The sequence below is a fragment of the Kosakonia sp. HypNH10 genome, assembly GCF_029850615.1.
In the GTDB taxonomy this organism is placed as follows: domain Bacteria; phylum Pseudomonadota; class Gammaproteobacteria; order Enterobacterales; family Enterobacteriaceae; genus Kosakonia; species Kosakonia cowanii.
The window spans coordinates 578408-604760 of sequence record NZ_JAOTIU010000001.1 but is presented as its reverse complement, the minus strand read 5'-3'; the positions used below and the strand labels follow the sequence as shown (position 1 = coordinate 604760).

Below are 26353 nucleotides of genomic sequence, written 5' to 3'. Positions count from 1 at the left end.
ACTACAGAAAGGCTGAAAGTGAGTAAAGCTGCGAAAAGTGAGCGATTTTATGCAAATGCAGATTTCAATGGCGTTTCCCGTATGCCGTTATGCTGTTGGCGCAGGGAGAGGGCAACACACCAGGAGGATGAGACATGATTCTGGAGCGAGTTGAGGTTGTGGGATTTCGGGGTATTAATCGCCTCTCATTGCAGCTTGAACAGAACAACGTGTTAATTGGTGAGAACGCGTGGGGCAAATCGAGCCTGCTGGATGCGCTCACTTTACTGCTCTCGCCGCAAAACGATCTCTACCACTTTGTGCGCGATGACTTCTGGTTCCCGCCGGGGGATATCAACGGCCGCGAGCACCATCTGCACATTATTCTCACCTTTCGCGAATCGGAACCGGGGCGGCATAAAACGCGGCGCTACCGCCCGCTGGCGGAGTGCTGGGTGCCCAGTGACGATGGTTATCACCGCCTCTTTTACCGCCATGAAGGGGAGCTTTCGGCCGGGGGCGAAGTAAGGACGCTGCGCGGTTTTCTCGACACTAAAGGCGAACTGCTGCCGCTGCGTGACAGTGATGAGATGGCGCGCCAGCTGATTCGCCTCTCGCCGGTGCTGCGCCTGCGCGATGCGCGTTTTATGCGGCGGCTGCGCAGCGGTGGCACCCCGGAAACCCCGCTGCTGGAGAGTACAGCGCGCCAGCTCGATTTTCTCTCCCGCGAGCTGGTCTCACGCCCGCAAAACCTGACCGATGCGCAGATCCGCCACGGCTTGTCGGCGATGGTGCAACTGCTGGAGCACTACTTTGCCGAGCAGGGCAGCGGCACGTCGCTGCCACGCCTGATGCGCCGCCGCTCCCATGATGAGCAGCGCAGCTGGCGCTATCTCGACACTATCAACCGCATGATTGATAAGCCCGGCGGGCGTATGTACCGGGTGATCCTGCTGGGCTTTTTTTCCACGCTATTGCAGGCCAAAGGCTCTGTGCGCCTCGATCGCGATGCGCGTCCGCTGCTGCTGGTGGAGGATCCCGAAACACGGCTGCATCCGATTATGCTCTCCGTCGCCTGGCAGTTGTTAAACCTGCTGCCGTTGCAACGTATCACCACCACGAACTCCGGTGAACTGCTGTCGCTGACGCCCGTCGAGCATGTCTGCCGGCTGGTGCGTGAGTCATCACGCGTTGCGGCCTGGCGTCTCGGGCCGGGCGGGCTGAGCGCAGAGGATGGGCGGCGCATCGCGTTTCATATTCGCGTCAACCGCCCCTCATCGCTGTTTGCCCGCTGCTGGCTGCTGGTCGAGGGGGAGACGGAAACCTGGGTGATTAACGATCTTGCGCGCCAGTGCGGGCACCACTTTGATGCTGAAGGGATAAAGGTGATTGAGTTCGCCCAGTCCGGCCTGAAGCCGCTGATCAAATTCGCCCGCCGGATGGGCATTGAGTGGCATGTGCTGGTGGATGGCGACGAAGCGGGGAAAAAATATGCCGCCACCGTGCGCGGCGTACTCGATAACCATCCCGATCAGGTGCGCGTTCATTTAACCGAACTGCCGGCGCGCGACATGGAGCACTTTATGTATCGCGAAGGGTTTGATGATGTCTATCACCGCGTGGCACAACTGCCGGCAAACGTGCCGATGAACGCGCACCGGGTCATCACCAAAGCGATCCACCGTGCGTCAAAACCGGATCTGGCGATTGAAGTGGCGATGGAAGCGGGCAGGCGCGGCGTGGAGGCGATCCCGCCGCTGCTGCGTAAAATGTTCTCCCGCGTGCTGTGGCTGGCGCGCGGGAGAGCCGATTAACGCTGGCAGCGCTCGGCAGTCTGGCTTTGCAGGCTGTCGAGCAGCTCATACCGGCGGCGATACTCTGCGCGTTTTTTGCTGGCGATCTCCTCAATCGGTTTACGCGGCATCATCAGTGGCAGCACAAAGTCTTTTTGCCCATCGACAACGCCACCCAGCGATGCCCAGAAGCTGTTGTAATCCGCATGCAGCTGGCGCAGTTTTTTCTTGCGATAGCGCAGGCTCTGGTAAATGTGCGTTTCATTGCTTACCGCGCGGATCGCTTCCACTTCGAGGAACTGCGCCAGCATCATTGCCGCTTCCACCAGCAGCCGTTTCGGAAACAGCCCGTGGCAGGCTTTGGTCGCGCCCTGGATTGCTTCGTGCGGAACATGGGATTTTGGCCCTTGCAGCCCGCCAATATAGAGCGTGGTCAAGCCGTTAAACGGGCAGACGGTGAAGGTGAGGCGCGCCAGCGGCGTCTCCAGCGCGTCATAAAAGGTGAGCGTCGCTTCGCCCTCTTTATCCAGCGCGGCATCTGACCAGAGGCGGATGGTGTAACTCTGCTCATCTTTCCCGGTCAGCCGGGCCAGCGTGCAGCCCGACGTCGTGAGGTAGCTGTTCACCATCCCTTCGGGTAGCAGGCGGTTAAAGCTGTCGTAATGCCAGCAGATCGCCTCGCTGGTCTGCTGACGCGTCAGATTGACGGAGAGCCAGGGGCGATGTAACCGGCACGGCAGACCCGGCTGCATATGCAGCTTGCGGGCGAGGTGCGGCTGGTCAACGAGACGTGACAAAAAGTGCGCGGTAGCAAAAGGCATCGCCAGCGAGCGCAGCAGGAATTTACGCCGATGGGAGCCTTTCTCCCAGGCGGGTCCCGGCACGAGATCGCCGGAAAGAAGAGAAGCGAATAGCTGCCAGGCCGTTTTCGGTAGCGGCCGTTGAGGTTCAAAAACAGTAGCGATAACGGACATGGTGCAACTCACATTTCATTAAGAGATGTCAATTTCATCAGGTGCTGACTCAACGCCTCTTCAATGGATAAGGGAGAAAATGCGAAGATGAGGTTTCGTTGAGCCGCGGTTTAGTTAAAATTGCACTTTCCATCGCATGTCCGATTATCTGGAAATTTTATGAAACTGAAGGGAAAACGCAGGACAGGGTTGTTTGTGCTGATCGCCATCATTGTGCTGGCGGCTTTCTGGCTCTGGAGCAAGTTAAATGCGCCGGTGGTGCAGTATCAGACGCTGATTGTTAAGCCGGGCGAGCTGCAACAAATGGTGCTGGCGACCGGCAAACTCGACGCGCTTCGCAAAGTTGACGTCGGCGCGCAGGTCAACGGTGAGTTACAACGCCTGACGGTCAATATCGGCGATAAGGTGAAGAAAGATCAGCTGCTGGGCATCATTGACCCGGCGCAGGCGGAAAACCAGATTAAGGAAGTGGAAGCGACACTGATGGAGTTGCGGGCGCAGCGCCGCCAGGCGCAGGCCGAGCTGAAGCTGGCGCAGGTGACTTACGGACGTCAGCAGCAACTGGTGCAGAGCCACCTGGTGTCGCGCCAGGATCTTGACACTTCGGCCACGGATGTCGCCGTAAAGCAGGCGCAGATTGGCACTATCGATGCGCAGATCAAACGTAACCAGGCGACGCTCGATACGGCAAAAACCAATCTTGATTACACCCGCATCCTCGCACCGATGGACGGCGAGGTAACGCAAATCACCACTCTGGAAGGGCAGACGGTGATTGCGATGCAGCAGGCACCGAACATTCTGACGGTCGCGGACATGAGCACCATGCTGGTGAAGGCGCAGGTTTCCGAAGCGGATGTTATTCATCTCAAACCGGGGCAAAAAGCGTGGTTCACCGTGCTGGGCGATCCGGGTACCCGCTATGAAGGGGTGCTGAAAGATATTCTGCCGACGCCGGAGAAGGTCAACGACGCCATCTTCTACTATGCGCGTTTTGAAGTGCCCAACCCGCAGGGCGTGCTGCGCCTGGAGATGACTGCGCAGGTGCAGATCCAGCTCACCGGGCAGAAAAACGTGCTGACCATTCCGCTGGCGGCGCTCGGCGAGCCGGTGGGTGATAACCGCTATAAGGTCAAAGTGCTGCGCAATGGCGAAACGCGCGAGCGGGAAGTGATCCTCGGCGCGCGAAATGATACCGATGTGGTGGTGGTCAAAGGGTTAGACGCGGGCGATGAAGTGGTGATCGGCGAGCGGAAAGAGGGCGCGGCGCAATGACCGCCCTGCTTGAACTGAAGGAGATTCGCCGCAGCTACCCCTCCGGCGATGGTATGGTGGAAGTGCTGAAAGGCATTACCCTCACCATAAACGCCGGCGAGATGGTGGCGATTGTGGGCGCGTCCGGCTCCGGTAAATCGACGCTTATGAACATTCTCGGCTGTCTCGATAAGCCGACCCGCGGCACCTATCGCGTGGCGGGAACGGATGTTTCGACACTTAGCGGCGACGCGCTGGCGCAGCTGCGCCGCGAGCACTTTGGTTTTATCTTTCAGCGCTACCATCTGCTCTCCCATCTGACCGCCGCGCAGAATGTTGAAGTGCCGGCGGTCTATGCCGGGACGGAGCGCAAAGCGCGGCTGGCGCGTGCTAAAGAGTTGCTGACGCGCCTCGGGCTTGGCGATCGCAGCGAGTATCAACCCTCGCAGCTCTCCGGCGGCCAGCAGCAGCGCGTCAGTATTGCGCGTGCGTTGATGAACGGCGGGCAGGTGATCCTCGCCGATGAGCCGACCGGCGCGCTGGATAGCCACTCCGGCGAAGAGGTGATGGCGATCCTCCATCAACTGCGCGATCGCGGCCACACGGTGATTATTGTCACCCACGATCCGCAAGTTGCGGCGCAGGCCGAGCGGATCATTGAGATCCGCGATGGCGAAATCATTGCCAATCCGCCGGCAAAAACCGCCGCCACCTCTGCGGCAAAGCATGAAAGCGTTGTCACCTCCGTCGGCGGCTGGCGGCAGTTCACCAGCCGTTTCCAGGAGGCGCTGACCATGGCCTGGCGGGCGATGGCGGCCAACAAAATGCGCACCTTGCTCACCATGCTCGGCATTATTATCGGTATCGCCTCGGTGGTGTCGATTGTAGTGGTGGGCGATGCGGCCAAACAGCTGGTGCTGGCGGATATCCGCTCTATCGGCACCAACACCATTGATGTCTACCCCGGTAAAGATTTTGGTGATGATGAGCCGCAAAACCAGCAGGCGCTAAAGTATGACGATCTGCTTGCCATTCAAAAACAGCCGTGGGTGCGCTCAGCCACGCCATCGGTATCGCAAAACCTGCGTCTGCGTTACGGCAATATCGACGTAGCAGCCAGCGCGAACGGCGTCAGCGGGCAATATTTTAACGTCTACGGTATGACCTTTAGCGAAGGCACCGCATTTAACGCCGAGCAGCAGGGCAGGCGCGCGCAGGTGGTGGTGCTCGACAGCAATACCCGGCGGCAGCTCTTCCCGGATAAGGCCAGCGTGGTGGGCGAAGTGATTCTGGTCGGTAATATGCCGGCGACGGTGATTGGTGTGGCGGAGGAGAAGCAGTCGATGTTCGGCAGCAGCAAGATCCTGCGCGTCTGGCTGCCTTACAGCACCATCGCCGGGCGAATTATGGGCCAGTCATGGCTTAACTCCATTACCGTGCGCGTAAATGAGGGCTACAGCAGTGAACAAGCCGAGCAGCAGTTGACGCAACTGCTCAATCTTCGCCATGGTAAAAAGGACTTTTTCGTCTGGAACATGGACGGGGTGCTGAAAACGGCGGAGAAAACCACACGCACGCTGCAGCTCTTTTTAACGCTGGTGGCGGTGATCTCGCTACTGGTGGGCGGGATTGGCGTGATGAATATCATGCTGGTGTCGGTCACCGAGCGTACCCGGGAGATTGGCATCAGGATGGCGGTGGGCGCACGTGCGGGCGACGTGCTGTCGCAGTTTCTGATAGAGGCGGTGTTTGTCTGCCTGGTGGGTGGTGCGCTCGGCGTCATGCTGTCGATGCTGATCGCCTTCACTCTACAACTCTTCCTCCCCGGCTGGGAGATTGGCTTCTCGCCGGTCGCGCTGTTAACGGCGTTTTTGTGCTCCACCTTTACCGGCGTGCTGTTTGGCTGGCTTCCTGCCCGCAATGCCGCCCGGCTCGATCCGGTGGATGCGCTGGCGCGGGAGTAATAAAAATGCCAGCCCACTGGGCTGGCATTTCACTGCACTCTAGTACACAACGAAGCCACAGGCGTCAGGCTATCGCTTCCAGTTCTACTGGCACGATAAGACTGGCATGATTGCCTTTAGGGCCCTGGTGTACATCAAACCGGACCGTCTGCCCGGCTTTTAACGTTCTGTAACCATCCATCTGGATGGTGGAGTAATGGGCGAAGATATCTTCACCACCGCCTTCCGGGCAGATGAAGCCAAACCCTTTGGCATTGTTGAACCACTTTACAGTACCCATTTCCATGCTTCGACATCCTTCGTAAAACTTATTTAAGTAAGATGGAATGAACCGGTGGCGGAGCGACGGGTTGTTCAAAACCTCGCCAACTCACGACTCTACAATTTAGATAATTCGTATAACGCGTCAAGTATTTGGCAAGCATTCTGGGAGACAGCGCATCAATTTTTTGAAGCAGTTAACGCTATGGTGAAAAAATGTGATGCAGGTCTCGAATATGGCTATTCCACAGTCATATGTTGCGCAATAGAAAAATTAATTACCAGCGGTTTAAAATATAATTTAAGCAGTAATTAATTCACGTGAATTATCCTAATTCAAATAAATTAATCACTCTTTTTCCTCAATGCGATTATTCAAAAAATATCTGAGAGCATTCTTGTATATTAATCCACTTTAAGGGCTGAAAAGAAAAGCACTGCGAAAGGTACTATTAGCGACGCAACGTTGGTGTAAATAAAAAAGGATGAAGTTACATTGAAAACTTTAAAGAAGTTATCTTTAGCGCTATTGGTATCAGCTTCGCTTATTAATTCCTCTTTCGTCGCGGCGGAAACGGTCGACGCGGCTCCACAAAACATGGCCCAAAAAGGAAACCATTATCCCCTTATTTTTGTTCATGGTGTTGTAGGCTGGGGCCCCGATGAGATGCTGGGTTTCAAATATTGGGGCGGGTTTGATGACACCATCGCCTATTTAAATAGCAATGGGGTTGAGTCTTATGCCGCCGTTGTCGGCCCGGTTTCCAGCAACTGGGATCGTGCGGTTGAGCTCTATTACTATATTAAAGGCGGCACCGTTGATTATGGTGCCGCCCACTCCCTGAAAGCGAACCATGCCCGCTACGGCAAAACCTACCCGGGCATCTACCCGCACTGGGATGAGCACCATAAGATCCACCTCGTTGGGCACAGTATGGGCGGGCTAACCAGCCGCCAACTGGTGGATATGTTGCAGGATGGCAGTGAAGAGGAGCGCGCTTACCACGAATCGCACCCGGAAACCGAGATCTCCCCGCTTTTTGAAGGCGGAAAAGATTATGTTTTCAGCGTCACGACAGTCGCCACGCCAAATAACGGCAGCTCGTATGCACAAGATAAGAACCTGATCGTTGGCCTGATTGAAGATATGGTCCGCAAAGCGGCAACTATTGCTGGCGTATCGTCGCTCTCTTCATTTGTTTATGATTTCAAACTCGATCAGTTTGGGCTGCGTCGTGACCCGGATGAGAGCCTGGCTGAATATATTCGCGATGTTTTCACCAGCAGTATCTGGGATTCGAAGGATATTGCCTCTTACGATCTCTCGGTAGTTGGCGTCAGTGCGAATAAGCAGTACCTGGAGACTAAGCCCAACGTCTATTATTTCTCACACACCGGTAAAACGACTGTTGGCGTGTCGTTTACCTCTTTCCAGATCCCCGGTGTCTATACCAATCCGCTGTTGGTGCCGTCAGCAACCTATATGGGCAAAACCATTACCGATCCGCAAACGTCGTTAATTAATGCCACCTGGACGACGAATGACGGGCTGGTGAATTCGGTTTCCAGCTATTACCCCTTTGGAGCCGATGCGAAGCCCTATGATGGTCAGCCGAAAAAAGGGCAGTGGAGCTATTACCCGGTAATGAACGATTGGGATCATCTCGACTTTATGGGATTTGATGTCATCCCGCAGGCTTATGTTAATGCTTTCTATGCTGATGTTGCGAAGTCATTACTGGAGCTGGATAAATAGCCCAGAAATAAATAAAAAGACGAACCCTCAGCGGTTCGTTTTTTTATTTAGCACGATGTTTAAAAATTAAAAAATAGAAAAATAAGATACATTGAAATCTTTTTACACAGGTGAAATGGCAAGGATCGCCAAAAAAACCTATAATCGAGCCATATAATGTGCACTAGCAGGACGTCTTCACATAACCATCCACTTTATGTTGTTATTCAAACGTAGGGCGATCCATTATAGTTGCCTGACATCTGATGCTGATTGAAAATGCATCTAAACTCATGTAATCGGCCGATTAGACGTGCGCCGGAACCTGTAACCTAAGATGAAGCGCTAACGATGGGCAAGAGCAATAGCTGGCTGGATTTTGAGCAATTGGCGGAAGATAAACTGCGCGACGCGCTTAAACCGCCATCGATGTACAAAGTGATGATCATGAACGATGACTACACGCCAATGGAATTTGTTATTGACGTGCTACAAAAGTTCTTTTCTTATGATGTTGAACGTGCAACGCAACTGATGCTAACGGTTCACTATCACGGTAAGGCTATCTGCGGTGTTTTCACCGCTGAGGTCGCGGAGACGAAAGTTGCCATGGTGAACAAGTATGCAAGGGAGAACGAGCATCCGTTGCTGTGTACGCTGGAAAAAGCCTGACGTCAGGCAATAAAACTTGGGGGAGGTGCCTATGCTCAATCAAGAACTGGAACTCAGTTTAAACATGGCTTTCGCCAGAGCGCGCGAGCACCGACATGAGTTTATGACCGTCGAGCACTTGTTACTGGCTCTGCTCAGTAACCCATCTGCCCGTGATGCGCTGGAAGCGTGTTCCGTGGATCTGGTGGCGCTGCGGCAGGAACTCGAGGCCTTCATAGAACAAACCACACCCGTCCTGCCGATGAGCGAAGAGGAGCGTGACACGCAACCGACGCTCAGCTTCCAGCGCGTTCTGCAGCGCGCGGTGTTTCACGTTCAGTCTTCCGGACGCAGCGAAGTCTCCGGTGCGAACGTGCTGGTTGCCATCTTTAGCGAGCAGGAGTCGCAAGCGGCTTACCTGCTGCGCAAACATGAAGTCAGCCGCCTTGACGTGGTGAACTTTATCTCTCACGGCACGCGCAAAGACGAGCCGGGTCCATCCTCTGACGCGGGCAGCAGCAGTAGCAGCCAGGCGAGCAGCGAAGAGCAAGCAGGCGGGGAGGAACGTATGGAAAACTTCACCACCAACCTTAATCAGCTTGCTCGCGTGGGCGGAATCGATCCGCTGATTGGACGTGGCAAAGAGCTTGAACGCGCCGTCCAGGTGCTGTGCCGCCGCCGTAAAAATAACCCGCTGCTGGTGGGTGAATCGGGCGTTGGTAAAACCGCGATTGCCGAAGGGCTGGCATGGCGAATTGTGCAGGGCGACGTGCCGGAAATCATGGCCGACTGCACCATCTACTCGCTGGATATCGGCTCACTGCTTGCGGGTACCAAATACCGCGGCGATTTCGAAAAACGCTTTAAGGCGCTGCTGAAACAGCTTGAGCAGGACAGCAACAGCATTCTGTTTATCGATGAGATCCACACCATCATCGGCGCAGGCGCTGCGTCCGGCGGGCAGGTTGACGCTGCGAACCTGATTAAGCCGCTGCTCTCCAGCGGTAAGATCCGCGTAATGGGCTCCACGACCTATCAGGAGTTCAGCAACATCTTCGAAAAAGATCGCGCCCTTGCGCGCCGCTTCCAGAAAATTGATATCACTGAACCTTCCGTTGAGGAGACGGTGCAGATTATCAATGGCCTGAAGCCGAAATATGAAGCGCACCACGATGTGCGTTACACGGCGAAAGCGGTACGTGCCGCGGTTGAGCTGGCGGTGAAGTACATTAACGATCGCCATCTGCCGGATAAAGCGATTGACGTCATCGATGAGGCTGGCGCGCGGGCGCGGCTGATGCCGGTCAGCAAACGCAAGAAAACGGTTAACGTGGCGGATATTGAATCCGTGGTTGCCCGTATCGCGCGTATTCCTGAGAAGAGCGTCTCCCAGAGCGATCGCGATACGCTGAAAAGCCTCGGCGACCGTCTGAAAATGCTGGTGTTTGGTCAGGATAAAGCCATTGAGGCCTTAACCGAAGCGATCAAAATGAGCCGCGCAGGGCTGGGCCAGGACCATAAACCGGTCGGCTCCTTCCTGTTTGCTGGCCCAACCGGCGTCGGTAAAACCGAGGTGACGGTACAGCTATCGAAAGCGCTGGGCATTGAGCTGCTGCGTTTTGATATGTCCGAGTATATGGAGCGCCACACCGTGAGCCGTTTGATCGGTGCGCCTCCGGGCTATGTCGGTTTTGATCAGGGTGGCCTGTTGACCGACGCGGTGATTAAACATCCGCATGCGGTTCTGCTGCTCGATGAGATCGAAAAAGCGCATCCTGACGTCTTTAACATCCTGCTGCAGGTGATGGATAACGGGACGCTGACCGATAACAACGGACGCAAGGCCGATTTCCGCAACGTCGTGCTGGTGATGACCACCAACGCCGGGGTGCGTGAAACCGAGCGTAAATCCATCGGCCTTATCCACCAGGATAACAGCACCGATGCGATGGAAGAGATCAAAAAGATCTTTACGCCGGAGTTCCGCAACCGTCTGGACAACATCATCTGGTTCGATCATTTGTCTACCGAGGTGATTCACCAAGTGGTCGACAAATTTATCGTCGAACTTCAGGTGCAGCTGGATCAGAAGGGCGTCTCGCTGGAAGTCAGCCAGGAAGCGCGCGACTGGCTTGCAGAGAAAGGCTACGACCGTGCGATGGGCGCCCGTCCGATGGCGCGTGTGATTCAGGACAACCTGAAAAAACCGCTCGCCAACGAGCTGCTGTTCGGATCGCTGGTTGATGGCGGCCAGGTGACCGTCACGCTGAATAAAGAGAAGAATGAGCTGGAGTATGGTTTCCACAGTGCGCAGAAGCACAAACCGGAAGCAGCACACTAATCTCTGCGTTAACCTTATTAAACCGGGCCCTGTGCCCGGTTTTTTTATGCCTGTCTGATAAGCGCGTGAAAAAGCGGCGTGCAGTTTCCACTTCGTCAATGTAAGACAATTTGTCTCCATGGCATTAAACCGTGCGGTTAACTCCATTTGCAGAGCGAACTGCGCTGTACAGTGTAAATAATCTTAACCCAACTTACTGATATTATTAAAAATATTGCTATTGGCGCTGTTATTTTGTACGTTGTTTTTATGTGCAATAGCACTGAGAGGGGTTATTGCTTTGAAAAGGATTCACAGGTTGGTCAAAAAGGAGAAGATAAGATGAAGACTATTTTTATACCCGTTCTGCTGAGTTTTTTACTGCTTGCTCCGCTTGCAGCAAAGGCAGCCGTATGCAATGTATACAGCGAATGGTGGCCTCTCTGCCGCCAGGATCCCGCAGAGGGGCCAGACGTCGGCACATCAGAGTGGAGAGCCTGTCGTGAGCGGGGTGGCTGCTACTATCCCTGATCGTTAAAAGCGGTTTTTGAAATAGCACTTGAAGCAGAAACAGAAAAGGCCGGGATTACCCGGCCTTTAAATTAGGTGCGCAGTTGCGCTAGCGGAAGATCTTAGCGGCTACGGAAGACAATGCGGCCTTTGCTCAGGTCGTACGGGGTCAGTTCCACAGTCACTTTATCGCCCGTCAGGATACGGATGTAGTTTTTACGCATCTTACCAGAGATATGCGCAGTGACCACGTGACCGTTTTCCAGTTCTACGCGGAACATCGTATTAGGTAACGTTTCAAGAACGGTACCCTGCATCTCAATATTGTCTTCTTTGGCCATCTAATCCTCGGGGGTATCACTACCATAATTTTTTGAATCGGCAAGATAATGCCGAAGTTCGTGTGTTAAGTAAAGATTTGTGCTGATAAAACGCAGCAAAACAGCTTTTGCCGATTCCCCGCACGCCGCAGCCAGAGCGCCAGTAAAGCGCAACCGTAAAGGGGAGCGGTAGAGGTAAACGAAGGGCATCCCTGATACGAACGACTCCCGGATGGGGCGGGGCAACAGGCAAAAGCTGCTACGAGCGACCATTATAACACTCTGAATACAAATGTGCCGAAAACATTCTTCAACGAGCCGGAAAGAGCCGACGGGGCACCCAAAAGTGCGAAGGCAGCGCTACCTTACGTAGCTCCTCGAGATGGTGCAGATAGTCGCGACGGGGGATCTCCACCGCACCAAGGGAGGCGGTGTGGCTATTAAGCACCTGGCAATCAATCAGCTTACCGCCAAGTCTCGCAAACTCTTCGCTAAAGGCCAGCAGGGCCGTTTTCGAAGCATTTACGCGTCGGCTGAACATCGACTCACCACAGAACAGCGATCCCTGCGCAACGCCATACATCCCCCCAACCAGCTCGTCGCCTTCCCACACTTCAATCGAGTGTGCATGGCCCAGTTCATGTAAGCGATGGTAGGCCATGACGATATCGGGCGTAATCCAGGTGCCTTCGTCGCGATCGTCTGAACAACCATCAATGACCTGGCCGAAAGCGTGGTTCAGCGTCACGCGATAAGGTGAGGTTTTATGAAAGCGCTTCATGCTGCGGCTGATGTGAAAGTTTTCCGGCCATAATACGGCGCGCGGATCGGGCGACCACCAGAGGATAGGGTCGCCGGGTGAGAACCACGGAAAAATCCCGCGCTGGTAGGCCATCAGCAAGCGCGCCGGACTTAGGTCGCCACCGAGCGCCAGCAGGCCGTTGGGTTCACGCAGCGCCGCTTCCGGCGAAGGGAATGCAATAGAGTGACGAGAAAGCTGAACCAGGCGCATGACCGCAACGCTCCACAATGCGACAAGTGACTTCTGTTAATATCGTCATCTTTCGCCCTCGCTTCAGTATTGGCGACGCGAGAGCGAAAATGAGTCAAACCGCTACAGACGCTGCTTAAACTGGTAGTACCGCCCCTGTTTCGCCATTAACGCTGCGTGATTACCTTGCTCAATTATTTGCGCGTTGTCCATTACAATTATCCGATCGTAATTTGCCAACCCGCGCAGACGATGGGTGACCATTAACAGGGTTTTGCCTTTCATCACTTCATTAAGAAGATCAAGGATTTGGCTCTCGGTTGAGGCATCAAGCCCTTCAGTCGGTTCATCCAGCAGCACCAGTGGGGCATCATGCAGCAGCGCGCGCGCAATCGCCAGGCGGCGCAGTTCACCGCCGGAGAGCTGACGTCCGCCTTCACCGAGCCAGGCGTTAAGGCCATTCTCATCCAGCAGCTTCTCCAGACCCACGCGTTCCAGCGTCGCGCTCAGCTCCTCATCGCTTGCCTGCGGCGAAGCCAGCAGTAAGTTATCGCGCAGCGTGGCGCTAAACAGATGAACGCGCTGCGGCACCATACTGATAAGCGAGCGCAGATCGGCCTCGGCATATGAGCTTAATGGCCGATCATGTAAACGAATCTCGCCCTGCTGCGGATCCCAGGCGCGCGTCAGCAGTTGCAGCAATGTCGATTTACCACAGCCCGTGCGGCCTAAAATGGCAACATGCTCGCCTGCGGCAATCGACACGCTGAGACTCTCCAGCGCCCGCTGCGGTTGTCCCGGATAGCTAAACGACACATCGCTAAGCGCCACGCTAACCTGCTGCGGCACAGCGGTGCGCGTTGCAGGAAACGTGACTTCCGGCTGACAGTCGGTAAGTTGCGTCACCCGCGTGGCAGACGCGATAACTTGCCCAAGGTGCTGGAAAGCGCCGGTAACCGGGGCGAGCGCTTCGAACGCCGCCAGCGCACAGAAGACAAACAGTGCGATCAGCGCGCCAGGCTCGGTATTACCGCCGACATCACCGGAGGCGAACCACAGCATGACGATTACTGCCGCGCCGCTAATCGTCAGCATCACTGCCTGCGACACGGCGCTCAGATCGGACTGGCGGCGCTGCGCCTCGTGCCAGCTTAATTCGGTATTTTCCAGCTGCTCGCGGTAACGCTGGCTGGCACTAAAAATGGTGAGCTCTGCCTGCCCCTGTAACCAGCTGGTCAATTGCTGACGATACTGCCCGCGCAGTGCGGTGAGGTTTTCCCCCGTCGCTTTGCCGGCGCGATAAAAGAGGGGCGGCAGAATAAGCAGCGTCGCCAGCATAATGCCGCTTAGCATCAGAGCCAGCGAGAGATCGAGCACGCTCAGGCCGACCAGTACCACAATAATAACCACCAGCGCGCCCACCAGCGGCGAAATGACGCGCAGATAAAGGTGATCAAGCGTATCGACATCGGCAACCACACGGTTAAGCACATCACCCTGACGAAAACGCGCCAGTCCGGCGGGGGAGAGGGGTAACAGCTTGCTGAAGGTAGTGACGCGCAGATGTTCCAGCACGCGGAACGTGGCATCGTGGCTGACCAGCCGCTCGAAATAGCGCCCGGCGGTACGGGTGATCGCCGCCCCGCGCACACCAGCGGCGGGCAACATATAGTTGAAACTATACAGCCCGGCGACGCCGACCACCGCCGAGGCCGACAGGAACCAGCCGGAAAGCGTCAACAGCCCAATACTGGCCAGCAGCGTAACGACCGCCAGCACCACGCCCAGCGTCAGCATCCATTTGTGGCGTTTATATAATGCGAGATAAGGCAGCAAGGCGCGCATTTAAATCTCCTCCTGACGGTGTGCCAGCAGCGCGGCAAACACGCCTCCGGCGGCGGCAAGTTCGGCATAGCTGCCCTGTTCAATAATGCGTCCCTCCTGCATCACCCAAACGGCGTCCCACTCTGCGAGGTTTTCCAGCTGGTGGGTCACCATCAGCGTCGTTTGCTGGTGCGACGCGGTGGTCAGCGCCTGCATCACACGCTGCTCGCTGTGGGCATCAAGGCTGGCGGAAGGTTCATCCAGCAAAAGTAACTGGCATGATGAGAGCAGGGCGCGGGCAACGGCAACGCGCTGCGCCTGGCCAACGGAGAGACGAACGGCCTGATCGCCAGGCTGCGTCTCTAGCCCTTCCGGTAACAGCGGCAGAAACTCGCTTACCCATGCCTTATCCAGCGCAGCGTGCAAGGCCGCTTCGCTGGCATCCGGGCGTGATAACAGCACATTCTCGCGCAGTGTTGCGGCAGGCAACTGCGGGTTTTGGCCGACCCAGCTTATCGCGTTGCGCCAGCTGTCGGGATCGATCGCGCTCAGTTCAATACCGTTAACGCGCAGCGAGCCTTCATAAGGCAGGAATCCTAACAGCGCGTTAATCAGCGAGCTTTTTCCCGATCCGCTGCGCCCGACCACCACAACCCGTTCTTTTGAGGAGAGGGTAAAGGTAAGCGGCCCGGCCAGTACCGCGCCTTCAGGCGATTTAACGATTAACTCTTCTGCCGTCAGGGTAATAGGTTCACCCGCGTTGAGCGTGATATCGCCGCGTTGCGGATGGGCGAGCGGTGCTTCCATAAAAGTTTTCAGGCTATCCGCCGCTCCCACTGCCTGCGCTTTCGCATGATAAAAGGTACCCAGATCGCGCAGCGGCTGGAAAAATTCCGGTGCCAGCACCAGCGCGAGGAAACCGGCAAACAGCGTTACGCCGGTACCGTAATGGCCGAAGTTGAGTTCGCCCAGATAGGAGAAGCCAAAGTAAACGGCAACCAGCGCAATGGAGAGCGACGCGAAAAACTCCAGTACCCCGGAGGAGAGAAACGCCAGGCGCAGCACTTCCATGGTGCGGCTGCGAAAATCCTGCGACGCACGGCGGATGCTTTCCGTTTCCGCTTCGCCACGGCCAAAAATACGCAGCGTCTCCATGCCGCGCAGGCGGTCAAGGAAGTGGCCGCTCAGGCGCGCCAGCGCTTTAAAGTTGCGGCGGTTGGCATCGGCTGCGCCCATCCCGACCATTGCCATAAACAGCGGGATCAGCGGCGCGGTGCCAAGCAGGATCAGCGCGGCCGCCCAGTTAATCGGAAAAAGGGTAATCACAATCAGCAGCGGGACGCTTGCCGCCAGCGCCATTTGCGGCAAATAGCGGGCGTAGAAGTCATGCATGTCGTCGATTTGCTCAAGGATCAGCGTCGCCCAACTGCCGGCGGGTTTACCCTGAATCCATGCCGGCCCGGCCTGTTGCAGACGGTCCAGCACGCGGCGGCGTATCGCAAAGCGGATCTGCGCCCCAGCATGAAATCCTACTCGCTCGCGCAGCCAGACCACCCAACTGCGCAGAATAAAGACCAGCACCAGCAACGCAAAGGGCAGCAGCAGTGCCTCGCGCGGAATGTGCTCAATAATCATATGGTTGAGAATGCTGGCGAGCAGCCACGCTTGCGCGACGATCAGGACGCCGCTGACCACGCCAAGCAGGCGGGAGAGCGTCAACCAACGACGGGAGATAATGCTTTGCTGTTTTAACCAGCGAGTGAGTTCTTGCTGACGGGTTTTATTCATTGCGCGCTTTGCAGGTGAAGTTATCGGATTTTTAGCCTGCGCAATGTTACAACGGTGCAAAAATAAAGGCGACTTAATGTCGCCTTATTTACCTTTGTTACTGACTTGTAAAGATTATTTCTGAACAGCCAGCCCGTCGAGGTAGCGTTCAGCATCCAGCGCAGCCATACAGCCAGTGCCCGCGGAGGTGATCGCCTGACGATAGATATGATCCATCACGTCACCTGCGGCAAACACGCCAGGAATGCTGGTTTGCGTCGCATTGCCATGAATACCGGACTGCACCTTGATGTAGCCGTTTTCCAGCTCAAGCTGACCGTCAAAGATCGCGGTGTTCGGGCTATGGCCGATAGCGACAAACAGACCGGCAACGTCCAGCGACTCGATATTATCCGCGTTTTGCGTATCGCGCAGGCGCAGACCGCTAACGCCCATCTGATCGCCCGTCACCTCTTCCAGCGTGCGGTGCGTATGCAGCACGATATTGCCGCTCTCAACTTTATCCATCAGACGTTTGATCAGGATCTTCTCCGCGCGGAAGGTATCGCGGCGGTGGATCAGGTGCACTTCAGAGGCGATATTCGCCAGATAGAGCGCTTCTTCAACGGCGGTGTTGCCGCCGCCGATAACCGCGACTTTCTGGTTACGGTAGAAGAAACCGTCGCAAGTGGCGCAGGCAGAGACACCACGGCCTTTATAGGCTTCTTCGGAGGCGAGGCCTAAATAGCGCGCGGAAGCGCCGGTGGCGATGATTAGCGCATCACAGGTGTACTCTGCGCTATCGCCAATCAGACGGAACGGGCGGTTCTGCAAATCGACGCTGTTGATATGGTCAAAAATGATTTCAGTATCAAATTTGGTCGCATGTTCATGCATGCGCTCCATCAGACCCGGGCCGGTCAGATCGTGCGGGTCGCCCGGCCAGTTTTCCACTTCAGTGGTGGTGGTGAGCTGACCGCCTTTTTCCATACCGGTGATCAGCACCGGCTGCAGGTTTGCACGCGCAGCATAGACCGCTGCGGTATAACCGGCAGGGCCTGAACCAAGGATAAGCAGCTTACTGTGTTTGGCCGTCCCCATGAGATCCTCATTATTGTTTGGCAGACATTGGGCTGGATTGTAGGGAATTTGCGGGCGTAAAAAAAGGGCGTAGCGATTTTGTTAACGATGTGTGTGATAGAAAGGACCGATGGCGGGGCAATGATTTAGGCCGAAAACATAACAACTTCTACTGAGAAAAAGGCAGTTATAAGATGAATAAATGAGGATAAGGAATCGACCTTGATGAATATCTGGCATGTTGTACTAAAAAAAGATGTTTTGCTTTGACAATCCCCTGCGCTTTTGCGAAAACATCAAAGGAAGAAAAAAAGCAGTATTTCGCGCGTAACGCACGTTTACGCATGTAAATGCCATTTTACCGGGCTAGCGAAATCTACGCATGGCGTGGACAGACGCCATCCGTGATATCGATAGCTGCCGCAGGCACCGGTCTTCTCAACACAGCCCCTGGGATTATGCAACGGTCAGCATGCTGGCGCGCGGCACAATACGACGGGCAAAGATCCTGAACAGTGAAGTGCACAGGGTCAAGACAGGAGTAGGGAAGGAATACAGAGAGACAATAATAATGGTAGATAGCAAGAAGCGCCCTGGCAAAGATCTCGACCGCATTGACCGCAATATTTTAAATGAACTGCAAAAAGATGGGCGTATTTCCAACGTCGAGCTTTCTAAACGAGTAGGGCTTTCGCCAACGCCGTGCCTTGAGCGCGTGCGCAGGCTGGAAAGGCAGGGGTTTATTCAGGGCTATACGGCGCTGCTTAACCCGCATTATCTGGATGCATCACTGCTGGTCTTCGTTGAGATTACTCTGAATCGTGGCGCACCTGATGTGTTTGAACAATTCAACGCTGCAGTACAAAAACTTGAAGAAATTCAGGAGTGTCATCTGGTTTCTGGTGATTTCGACTACTTGTTGAAAACGCGCGTACCGGATATGTCGGCCTACCGCAAACTGCTGGGCGAAACGCTGTTACGCCTGCCAGGCGTAAATGACACCCGCACCTATGTGGTGATGGAAGAGGTCAAACAGAGTAATCGTCTGGTTATTAAGACGCGCTAATACGGAACAGGTGCACAATCGCTGTTTTTTGATTACACTCCTGTTAATCCATACAGCAACAGTGCCGGGGAGACCCGGCGCTGTTGTCCGTTTTAGCATCAAGGACCTGGAGAGCCTGTCTTGAGCCAGGAATACACCGAAGACAAAGAAGTCACTTTTAACAAGCTAAGCAGCGGACGCCGACTCCTCGAAGCGTTGCTGATCCTCGTTTCCCTTTCTGCCATCTGGCTGATGGCGGCGCTTCTCAGCTTTAACCCATCCGATCCAAGCTGGTCGCAGACCGCATGGCATGAGCCGATCCACAATCTTGGCGGCGTGCCCGGCGCATGGCTGGCGGATACCCTGTTTTTCATCTTTGGCATTATGGCCTACACCATTCCGGTCATTATTATCGGCGGCTGTTGGTTTGCCTGGCGTCATCGCGCCACTGAAGATTACATCGACTATTTCGCCGTCTCGCTACGCCTGATTGGCGCGCTGGCGCTGATCCTCACCTCCTGCGGGCTGGCGGCGATCAACGCGGATGATATCTGGTATTTCGCCTCGGGCGGCGTGATCGGCAGCCTGCTCAGCACCACGCTGCAGCCGTTGCTGCGCAGCAGCGGCGGAACGCTTGCGCTGCTCTGCATCTGGGCCGCCGGGCTGACGCTCTTTACCGGCTGGTCATGGGTCACTATCGCTGAAAAAATTGGCAGCGTTATTCTCAATATTCTCACCTTTGCCACCAACCGCACCCGTCGCGATGACACATGGGTTGATGATGAAGAGTATGAAGAAGAGGATGAGTATGACGAGGACGAGGCAAGCGATGCGCCTCGCGAATCCCGCCGCGCCCGCATTCTGCGCGGTGCGCTGGCGCGCCGTAAACGCATTGCTGAGAAGTTCGCCAACCCGATGGGGCGCAAAACCGACGAAGCGCTCTTCTCCGGCAAGCGGATGGATGATGACGAGGAGATCGCCTACAGCGCGCGCGGTGTGCCTGCGCAGCCAGACGATGTGCTCTTCTCGGGACATCGCGCGACGGAAGTTGAGCAGGAGTACGATCCGCTGCTCAATGGTCGCAGCGTGACTGAACCCGTTGCGGCGGCTGCCGTTGCGACAACCGTTGCCGCGCAAAGCTTCGCTGCGCCGACGGAGCCGGTTATGCAAACGCCACAGCCCGCTGAATGGCAGCATGCGCAGCAGGCACCAGGCTATCCTAATCAACAGGCCGCTTATCAGCCGCCTGTGCACCCCGAACAACAGGCCGCTTATCAGGCGCCAATGCATGGCGATCCGCAGGCCGGTTATCAACCGCCGATGCACCCCGATCAACAAGCTGTATATCAAGCACCGATGCAGGGTGATTCCCCGGCCGCTTATCAGCAGCCAGCGCATTATGACGAAACGGCTGCTTACCAGCCGCAGGCCGTTCCAGAGTGGCAGCAGCCAATCGCGGAAGAGCCGTGGACGCCAGATGCGCCGGTAACGCCGCAGCCGCAGCAGGAAGAGGTCTACTGGCAGCCGCAGCCTGCTGCCCAGCAGTGGCAGCCTGAACCGCAAATCGCCCCCGCGCCGGATCCGGTTATTGAACCTGAACCTGCCGTGGAAGAGACGAAGCATACCCGTCCGCCGCTCTACTACTTTGAAGAAGTGGAAGAGAAACGTGCGCGTGAGCGTGAGCAGCTGGCCGCCTGGTATCAGCCTATTCCGGAGCCTGCCGAGCCAGAGCCGGTAGCCCGACCAGCCGCGCCGTCGATGCCTGCTCCACCTGCTGTGGATCCGGCCATTGCGCCTGCGGCTGAGAGCGTTCTGCCCACTGCCGCTCAGGCTGCTTCAACTGCCGCTGCAGCAGCAGCCAGCGCGCCGGTGTTTGGTCTCGCCGGTGGCGCGCCGCGCCCGCAGGTAAAAGAGGGCATTGGCCCGCAGCTGCCGCGTCCTAACCGCGTGAGGGTGCCGACGCGTCGTGAGCTGGCCTCCTATGGTATTAAACTGCCTTCGCAGCGCATGGCTGAAGAGCGCGCGCGCGAAGATGAGGTGCGTCAGCCAGATCAACATCTCTCTGATGATGATGCTGATATGCTCCAGCAAAACGAGCTGGCGCGTCAGTTCGCCGCCACGCAGCACGATCGCTACGGTGAAGAGTATCAGCATGAAACGCCGCAGTTTGACGCTCCTCAGCCTGAGTTTAATGAAGCCGAAGCTGAAGAGGCGGAGCTGGCTCGCCAGTTCGCCGCATCTCAGCAGCAGCGCTACGGCGGTGAGCAGCAGGCCTATACGCCGGAAGATGCCGACGTCTCGCCGATGAACACGGCCCCTGTTGAGCGCGCAACCGCACCGCTGTTCACGCCGCAGCCACAAGCCGCTGCACAGCCTCAGTACCAGCAGCCTGCCCAGCAGCCGCAGCAGCACTATCAGCAGCCTGCCACGCAGCCGGTTCAGCCGCCTGCCTATGGTCAGCCTGCCCAGCAGCCGCAGCAGCACTATCAACAGCCTGCCGCACAGCCGGTTCAACCGCCTGCCTATGGTCAACCTGCCCAGCAGCCGCAGCAGCACTATCAGCAGCCCGCCGCGCAGCCGGTTCAGCCGCCTGCCTATGGCCAGCCTGCCCAGCAGCCGCAGCAGCACTATCAGCAGCCCGCCGCGCAGCCGGTGCAGCCGCCTGCCTATGGTCAGCCCGTTCAGCAGCCGCAACAGCATTATCAGCAGCCGCAGCAGCAATCTGCTCCTCAGCCGCAGGAGAGCCTGATCCATCCGCTGTTGATGCGTAACGGCGACAGCCGTCCGGTGCAGAAACCGACCACGCCGCTGCCGTCGCTCGATCTGTTAACGCAGCCGCCAGCGGAAGTGGAGCCGGTGGATACCTTTGCGCTTGAGCAGATGGCTCGCCTGGTTGAAGCTCGCCTGGCCGATTTCCGTATTAAAGCGGACGTGGTCAACTACTCGCCGGGCCCGGTAATCACCCGCTTTGAGCTGAACCTCGCGCCTGGCGTGAAAGCGGCGCGAATCTCTAACCTTTCACGTGACCTGGCGCGTTCGCTCTCTACCGTTGCTGTGCGCGTGGTGGAAGTGATCCCGGGTAAACCGTACGTTGGCCTTGAGTTGCCGAATAAGAAGCGCCAGACCGTCTACCTGCGTGAAGTGCTGGACTGCGTGAAATTCCGCGAAAGTCCGTCGCCGCTCACCGTGGTGCTGGGTAAAGATATCGCCGGCGATCCGGTGATTGCCGATCTCGCGAAGATGCCGCACCTGCTGGTCGCCGGTACCACCGGCTCCGGTAAGTCAGTCGGCGTGAACGCCATGATCCTCAGCATGCTCTACAAAGCGACGCCGGAAGATGTGCGTTTCATCATGATCGACCCGAAAATGCTTGAGCTGTCGGTCTATGAAGGCATTCCGCATCTGTTGACCGAAGTGGTCACCGACATGAAAGACGCGGCGAATGCGCTGCGCTGGAGTGTCAATGAGATGGAGCGCCGCTATAAGCTGATGTCTGCGCTGGGCGTGCGTAACCTCGCGGGCTACAACGAGAAGATCGCCGAAGCCGCGCGGATGGGACGTCCGATCCCGGATCCCTACTGGAAGCCGGGCGACAGCATGGCAACCGAACATCCGGTGCTGGAAAAACTGCCGTACATTGTGGTGATGGTCGATGAGTTTGCCGATCTGATGATGACGGTTGGTAAAAAGGTCGAGGAGCTGATTGCCCGCCTGGCGCAGAAAGCACGCGCCGCCGGTATTCACCTGGTGCTGGCTACTCAACGCCCCTCAGTGGATGTGATCACTGGCCTGATTAAAGCCAACATCCCAACGCGTATCGCCTTTACCGTATCGAGCAAGATCGACTCCCGTACCATCCTCGATCAGGGCGGTGCGGAATCGCTGCTCGGCATGGGGGATATGCTTTATTCCGGCCCGAACTCAACCTCTGCCCCGGTGCGTGTCCACGGCGCGTTTGTGCGCGATCAGGAAGTTCACGCCGTGGTGCAGGACTGGAAAGCGCGCGGGCGTCCGCAATATGTTGACGGCATCACCTCCGACAGCGAAAGCGAAGGCGGCGGCGGTGGTTTTGACGGCGGTGAAGAACTTGATCCGCTGTTCGACCAGGCCGTTAACTTTGTCACCGAAAAGCGCAAAGCCTCGATTTCCGGCGTGCAGCGCCAGTTCCGTATCGGCTACAACCGTGCGGCGCGCATTATTGAACAGATGGAAGCGCAGGGGATCGTCAGCGAGCAGGGGCACAACGGTAACCGTGAAGTGCTGGCTCCGCCGCCGTTTGAGTGATGCAAAGTTAGGTAAATACTGCAAATTCAGTTTTTTCTTCTGTCACTCTGGCGTTTCGCTTTCTAGAGTGACAGAAGGATTCTCCCACGTCGGGAGTGACGTATCAGAGGAATGACAATGAAAAAAATCGCCATGGTTTGTGCACTGATGGGCTCCTTAGTGGTCAGCAATGTCTGGGCTGACGCGGCAAGCGATCTGAAAAGCCGCCTCGATAAAGTCAGCAGTTTCCACGCCAGCTTTACCCAGAAAGTGACCGACGGCAGCGGCGCTGCGGTACAGGAAGGCCAGGGTGATTTGTGGGTTAAACGCCCGAACCTGTTTAACTGGCATATGACCCAGCCTGACGAGAGCGTACTGGTTTCCGACGGCAAAACGCTGTGGTTCTACAACCCGTTTGTTGAACAGGCGACGGCAACCTGGCTGAAAGATGCTACCAGCAACACGCCGTTTATGCTGATTGCCCGTAACCAGACCAGCGACTGGCAGCAGTACAACATTGCGCAGAAGGGCGATGATTTTGAACTGACGCCAAAAAGCAGCAACGGTAACCTGAAACAGTTCACCATCAATGTCGGCCGCGACGGCACCATCCATCAGTTCAGCGCCATCGAACAGGATGACCAGCGCAGCAGCTATCAGCTGAAAGCGCAGCAGAACGGCGCTGTCGATGCATCGAAATTCACCTTTACCCCGCCGCAGGGCGTAACGGTTGACGATCAACGCAAGTAAGAGGCGTGCATGAGTAACATGTCGCTCGATTTTTCCGAGAACACGTTTCAACCTCTGGCCGCGCGTATGCGGCCAGAAAATTTAGCGCAGTACATTGGTCAGCAGCACCTGCTGGCTCCGGGCAAACCCCTGCCACGCGCCATCGAAGCCGGTCATCTGCACTCGATGATCCTCTGGGGACCGCCGGGCACCGGCAAAACCACGCTGGCGGAAGTGATTGCGCGCTATGCCGATGCTGATGTCGAGCGCATCTCTGCGGTCACCTCCGGCGTTAAAGAGATCCGTGAAGCTATAGAGCGCGCCCGCCAGAATCGCAATGCCGGACGCCGCACCATTCTGTTTGTCGATGAAGTCCACCGTTTCAACAAGAGCCAGCAGGATGCTTTTCTGCCGCATATTGAAGACGGCACCATCACCTTTATCGGCGCGACCACCGAAAACCCTTCATTTGAACTCAACTCCGCACTGCTCTCCCGCGCGCGCGTTTACCTGCTCAAATCCCTCACCACCGAGGATATTGAACTGGTATTGACGCAGGCGATGGAAGATAAAGCGCGCGGCTACGGCGGCCAGGATATCGTTTTGCCGGACGAAACCCGGCTGGCGATTGCCGAGCTGGTAGGCGGCGATGCGCGCCGGGCGCTCAACACGCTTGAGATGATGGCGGACATGGCCGAGCTCGATAAGAGCGGCAAGCGTGTGCTCAACCCTGAGTTGCTTACCGAGATTGCCGGTGAGCGTAGCGCGCGCTTTGATAATAAAGGCGACCGTTTTTACGATCTCATCTCCGCGCTGCACAAATCGGTGCGCGGAAGCGCGCCGGACGCTGCGCTCTACTGGTATGCGCGCATTATCTCGGCTGGCGGCGATCCGCTCTATGTTGCACGCCGCTGCCTGGCAATCGCTTCCGAAGATGTCGGCAATGCCGATCCGCGCGCTATGCAGGTCGCTATCTCAGCCTGGGACTGCTTTACCCGCGTTGGCCCGGCTGAAGGAGAGCGCGCCATTGCGCAGGCGATTGTCTACCTGGCCTGTGCACCGAAAAGTAACGCCGTCTATAAAGCTTTCAAGGCTGCGATGGCCGATGCGCGACAGCGCCCCGATTATGATGTGCCGCCGCATCTGCGCAACGCACCGACCAAATTGATGAAGGAGATGGGTTACGGGCAGGAGTATCGCTATGCCCACGATGAGCCCAATGCCTTTGCCGCCGGGGAGGAGTATTTCCCGCAGGAAATGGCAGAAACGCGCTACTATCAGCCGACGAACAGAGGTCTTGAAGGCAAGATTGGCGAAAAGCTCGCCTGGCTCGCTGAACAGGATCATAAAAGCCCTATAAAACGCTACCGCTAGTGCGGGCGTTGCGGTAAGGTTACGGCTCATACCCTCGATCGCACTCTGCGGTCGGGTTCCTTTTATTTCAATTCGATAAGCACAGGAAAAGCATGCTCGATCCCAATCTGCTGCGTACCGAGCCAGACGCAGTCGCTGAAAAACTGGCACGCCGGGGCTTTAAGCTGGACGTAGAGAAATTACGCGCGCTCGAAGAGCGTCGTAAAGTCCTGCAGGTCAATACTGAAAATCTGCAGGCAGAGCGTAACTCACGATCGAAATCCATCGGCCAGGCGAAAGCACGCGGGGAAGATATCGAGCCATTACGCCTGGAAGTGAACAAGCTGGGTGAAGAGCTGGACGCGGCGAAAGCCGAGCTGGAAACGCTGCTGGCTGAGATCCGCGATATCGCGCTGACCATTCCGAACCTGCCTGATGACAGCGTACCGGTTGGCCGTGACGAGAATGATAACGTTGAAGTCAGCCGCTGGGGCACACCGCGCCAGTTTGATTTCGAGATCCGCGATCACGTCACTCTCGGTGAAATGCACAGCGGCCTGGATTTTGCCGCTGCGGTGAAGCTGACCGGCTCCCGTTTCGTGGTGATGAAAGGGCAGATCGCCCGTATGCACCGCGCGCTGGCGCAGTTCATGCTTGATCTGCACACTGAGCAGCACGGCTACGCGGAAAACTACGTGCCGTACCTGGTTAACCACGACACCCTGTACGGTACCGGCCAGCTGCCGAAGTTTGCCGGCGACCTGTTCCATACCCGTCCGCTGGAAGAGGAGTCCGACAGCAGCAACTACGCGCTGATCCCGACCGCGGAAGTGCCGCTGACCAACCTCGTGCGCGATGAAATTATCGATGAAGAGAGTCTGCCGATCAAAATGACCGCGCATACACCGTGCTTCCGCTCTGAAGCGGGATCTTACGGTCGCGACACGCGTGGTCTGATCCGTATGCACCAGTTTGATAAAGTCGAACTGGTTCAGGTGGTTCGCCCGGAAGATTCCATGGCGGCGCTGGAAGAGATTACCGGGCATGCAGAGAAAGTGCTGCAGCTGCTCGGTCTGCCTTACCGCAAAGTGCTGCTCTGCACCGGCGATATGGGCTTTGGTGCCTGCAAAACCTACGATCTCGAAGTGTGGGTTCCGGCGCAGGGCACCTACCGCGAAATTTCCTCCTGCTCCAACGTCTGGGATTTCCAGGCGCGCCGCATGCAGGCACGCTGCCGCAGCAAGTCCGACAAGAAAACCCGTCTGGTGCATACCCTGAACGGCTCTGGTCTGGCAGTAGGCCGTACGCTGGTTGCGGTGCTGGAAAACTACCAGCAGGCCGATGGCCGCATTGAGGTGCCGGAAGTACTGCGCCCTTATATGAACGGGCTGGAGTACATCGGTTAATCTTGCCGATACAGCACATTTTAAAAGCGCCTGCGGGCGCTTTTTTTATTGTCTTTTTTCGTGCGTCTCAACCATTAATCTTCATGAATTTTTTCAACTGAAATATTGGCACTGGTTATTAATTAATGGTTTTT

The 26353-nt window shown here is 56.4% G+C and carries 18 protein-coding genes and 1 pseudogene; 11 read left to right on the top strand and 8 right to left on the bottom strand.

Annotated features, from left to right (window positions below):
- The first annotated feature begins 134 nt into the window (after window positions 1-134).
- The gene (locus N7V53_RS02965) at window positions 135-1793 is read left to right on the top strand and encodes an ATP-dependent endonuclease (protein WP_279791986.1); all 1659 of its coding nucleotides are present in this window, start codon (window positions 135-137) and stop codon (window positions 1791-1793) included.
- Here the strand turns inward: N7V53_RS02965 and N7V53_RS02960 are convergent.
- Complete coding sequence (locus N7V53_RS02960) at window positions 1790-2746, bottom strand: VirK/YbjX family protein (RefSeq protein WP_279791984.1); 957 nt, start codon at window positions 2744-2746, stop codon at window positions 1790-1792. The genes N7V53_RS02965 and N7V53_RS02960 overlap by 4 nt on opposite strands.
- A 159-nt stretch (window positions 2747-2905) precedes the next feature.
- Between N7V53_RS02960 and macA the strand changes: the two genes are divergently transcribed.
- Window positions 2906-4021 carry a macrolide transporter subunit MacA gene (gene macA, locus N7V53_RS02955; RefSeq protein ID WP_270220594.1) on the top strand — a complete coding sequence of 372 codons (1116 nt, stop codon included), beginning with the start codon at window positions 2906-2908 and terminating at the stop codon, window positions 4019-4021.
- The gene (gene macB / locus N7V53_RS02950; RefSeq protein ID WP_279791982.1) at window positions 4018-5964 is read left to right on the top strand and encodes a macrolide ABC transporter ATP-binding protein/permease MacB; all 1947 of its coding nucleotides are present in this window, start codon (window positions 4018-4020) and stop codon (window positions 5962-5964) included. The genes macA and macB overlap by 4 nt, the downstream gene beginning before the upstream one ends.
- Before the next feature lie 64 nt (window positions 5965-6028).
- On the opposite strand, the gene cspD is transcribed toward macB, so the two are convergent.
- Entirely contained in the window at window positions 6029-6250 is a 222-nt protein-coding gene (gene cspD, locus N7V53_RS02945) for a cold shock-like protein CspD (protein WP_023481381.1), read from the bottom strand.
- Window positions 6251-6892: 642 nt separating this feature from the next.
- Between cspD and N7V53_RS02940 the strand changes: the two genes are divergently transcribed.
- The 3 genes from N7V53_RS02940 (at window position 6893) to clpA (ending at window position 10952) form a co-directional block, all read left to right on the top strand.
- Window positions 6893-7981, top strand: coding sequence for a hypothetical protein (locus N7V53_RS02940; protein WP_279791980.1), 1089 nt, complete (start codon window positions 6893-6895; stop codon window positions 7979-7981).
- Window positions 7982-8311: 330 nt separating this feature from the next.
- On the top strand, window positions 8312-8632 hold the full coding sequence (gene clpS, locus N7V53_RS02935; RefSeq protein WP_023481436.1) for an ATP-dependent Clp protease adapter ClpS: 321 nt from the start codon (window positions 8312-8314) through the stop codon (window positions 8630-8632).
- 31 nt (window positions 8633-8663) lie between these two features.
- On the top strand, window positions 8664-10952 hold the full coding sequence (gene clpA, locus N7V53_RS02930; RefSeq protein ID WP_023481807.1) for an ATP-dependent Clp protease ATP-binding subunit ClpA: 2289 nt from the start codon (window positions 8664-8666) through the stop codon (window positions 10950-10952).
- A 611-nt stretch (window positions 10953-11563) separates the two neighbouring features.
- Here clpA and infA read toward each other — a convergent pair.
- The 6 genes and pseudogenes from infA to trxB form a co-directional block, all read right to left on the bottom strand.
- Window positions 11564-11782 (bottom strand): translation initiation factor IF-1, encoded by a 219-nt coding sequence (gene infA / locus N7V53_RS02925; RefSeq protein ID WP_001040187.1) that lies wholly within the window; start codon window positions 11780-11782, stop codon window positions 11564-11566.
- Window positions 11710-11886, bottom strand: a pseudogene (locus N7V53_RS02920) (hypothetical protein); the annotation flags it as partial. The gene infA and the pseudogene N7V53_RS02920, both read right to left, overlap by 73 nt.
- A 185-nt stretch (window positions 11887-12071) precedes the next feature.
- A complete protein-coding gene (aat, locus tag N7V53_RS02915; RefSeq protein WP_279791978.1) occupies window positions 12072-12773 on the bottom strand; it encodes a leucyl/phenylalanyl-tRNA--protein transferase in 702 nt (233 codons plus the stop codon).
- Between the two features lie 102 nt (window positions 12774-12875).
- The gene (gene cydC / locus N7V53_RS02910; protein WP_279791976.1) at window positions 12876-14597 is read right to left on the bottom strand and encodes a cysteine/glutathione ABC transporter ATP-binding protein/permease CydC; all 1722 of its coding nucleotides are present in this window, start codon (window positions 14595-14597) and stop codon (window positions 12876-12878) included.
- The gene (cydD, locus tag N7V53_RS02905; RefSeq protein ID WP_279791974.1) at window positions 14598-16364 is read right to left on the bottom strand and encodes a cysteine/glutathione ABC transporter permease/ATP-binding protein CydD; all 1767 of its coding nucleotides are present in this window, start codon (window positions 16362-16364) and stop codon (window positions 14598-14600) included.
- 114 nt (window positions 16365-16478) lie between these two features.
- A complete protein-coding gene (gene trxB / locus N7V53_RS02900; protein WP_023481757.1) occupies window positions 16479-17444 on the bottom strand; it encodes a thioredoxin-disulfide reductase in 966 nt (321 codons plus the stop codon).
- A gap of 550 nt (window positions 17445-17994) precedes the next feature.
- Between trxB and lrp the strand changes: the two genes are divergently transcribed.
- From lrp to serS, 5 genes are all read left to right on the top strand, one after another.
- Window positions 17995-18489, top strand: coding sequence for a leucine-responsive transcriptional regulator Lrp (lrp, locus tag N7V53_RS02895; protein WP_000228469.1), 495 nt, complete (start codon window positions 17995-17997; stop codon window positions 18487-18489).
- 120 nt (window positions 18490-18609) lie between these two features.
- Complete coding sequence (locus tag N7V53_RS02890; protein WP_279791973.1) at window positions 18610-22752, top strand: DNA translocase FtsK 4TM domain-containing protein; 4143 nt, start codon at window positions 18610-18612, stop codon at window positions 22750-22752.
- A 117-nt stretch (window positions 22753-22869) separates the two neighbouring features.
- Window positions 22870-23481 (top strand): outer membrane lipoprotein chaperone LolA, encoded by a 612-nt coding sequence (lolA, locus tag N7V53_RS02885; RefSeq protein WP_094420343.1) that lies wholly within the window; start codon window positions 22870-22872, stop codon window positions 23479-23481.
- Window positions 23482-23490: 9 nt separating this feature from the next.
- Entirely contained in the window at window positions 23491-24834 is a 1344-nt protein-coding gene (locus N7V53_RS02880; RefSeq protein WP_054803086.1) for a replication-associated recombination protein A, read from the top strand.
- Between the two features lie 92 nt (window positions 24835-24926).
- Window positions 24927-26219 carry a serine--tRNA ligase gene (gene serS, locus N7V53_RS02875; RefSeq protein WP_054803087.1) on the top strand — a complete coding sequence of 431 codons (1293 nt, stop codon included), beginning with the start codon at window positions 24927-24929 and terminating at the stop codon, window positions 26217-26219.
- Window positions 26220-26353 lie beyond the last annotated feature (134 nt).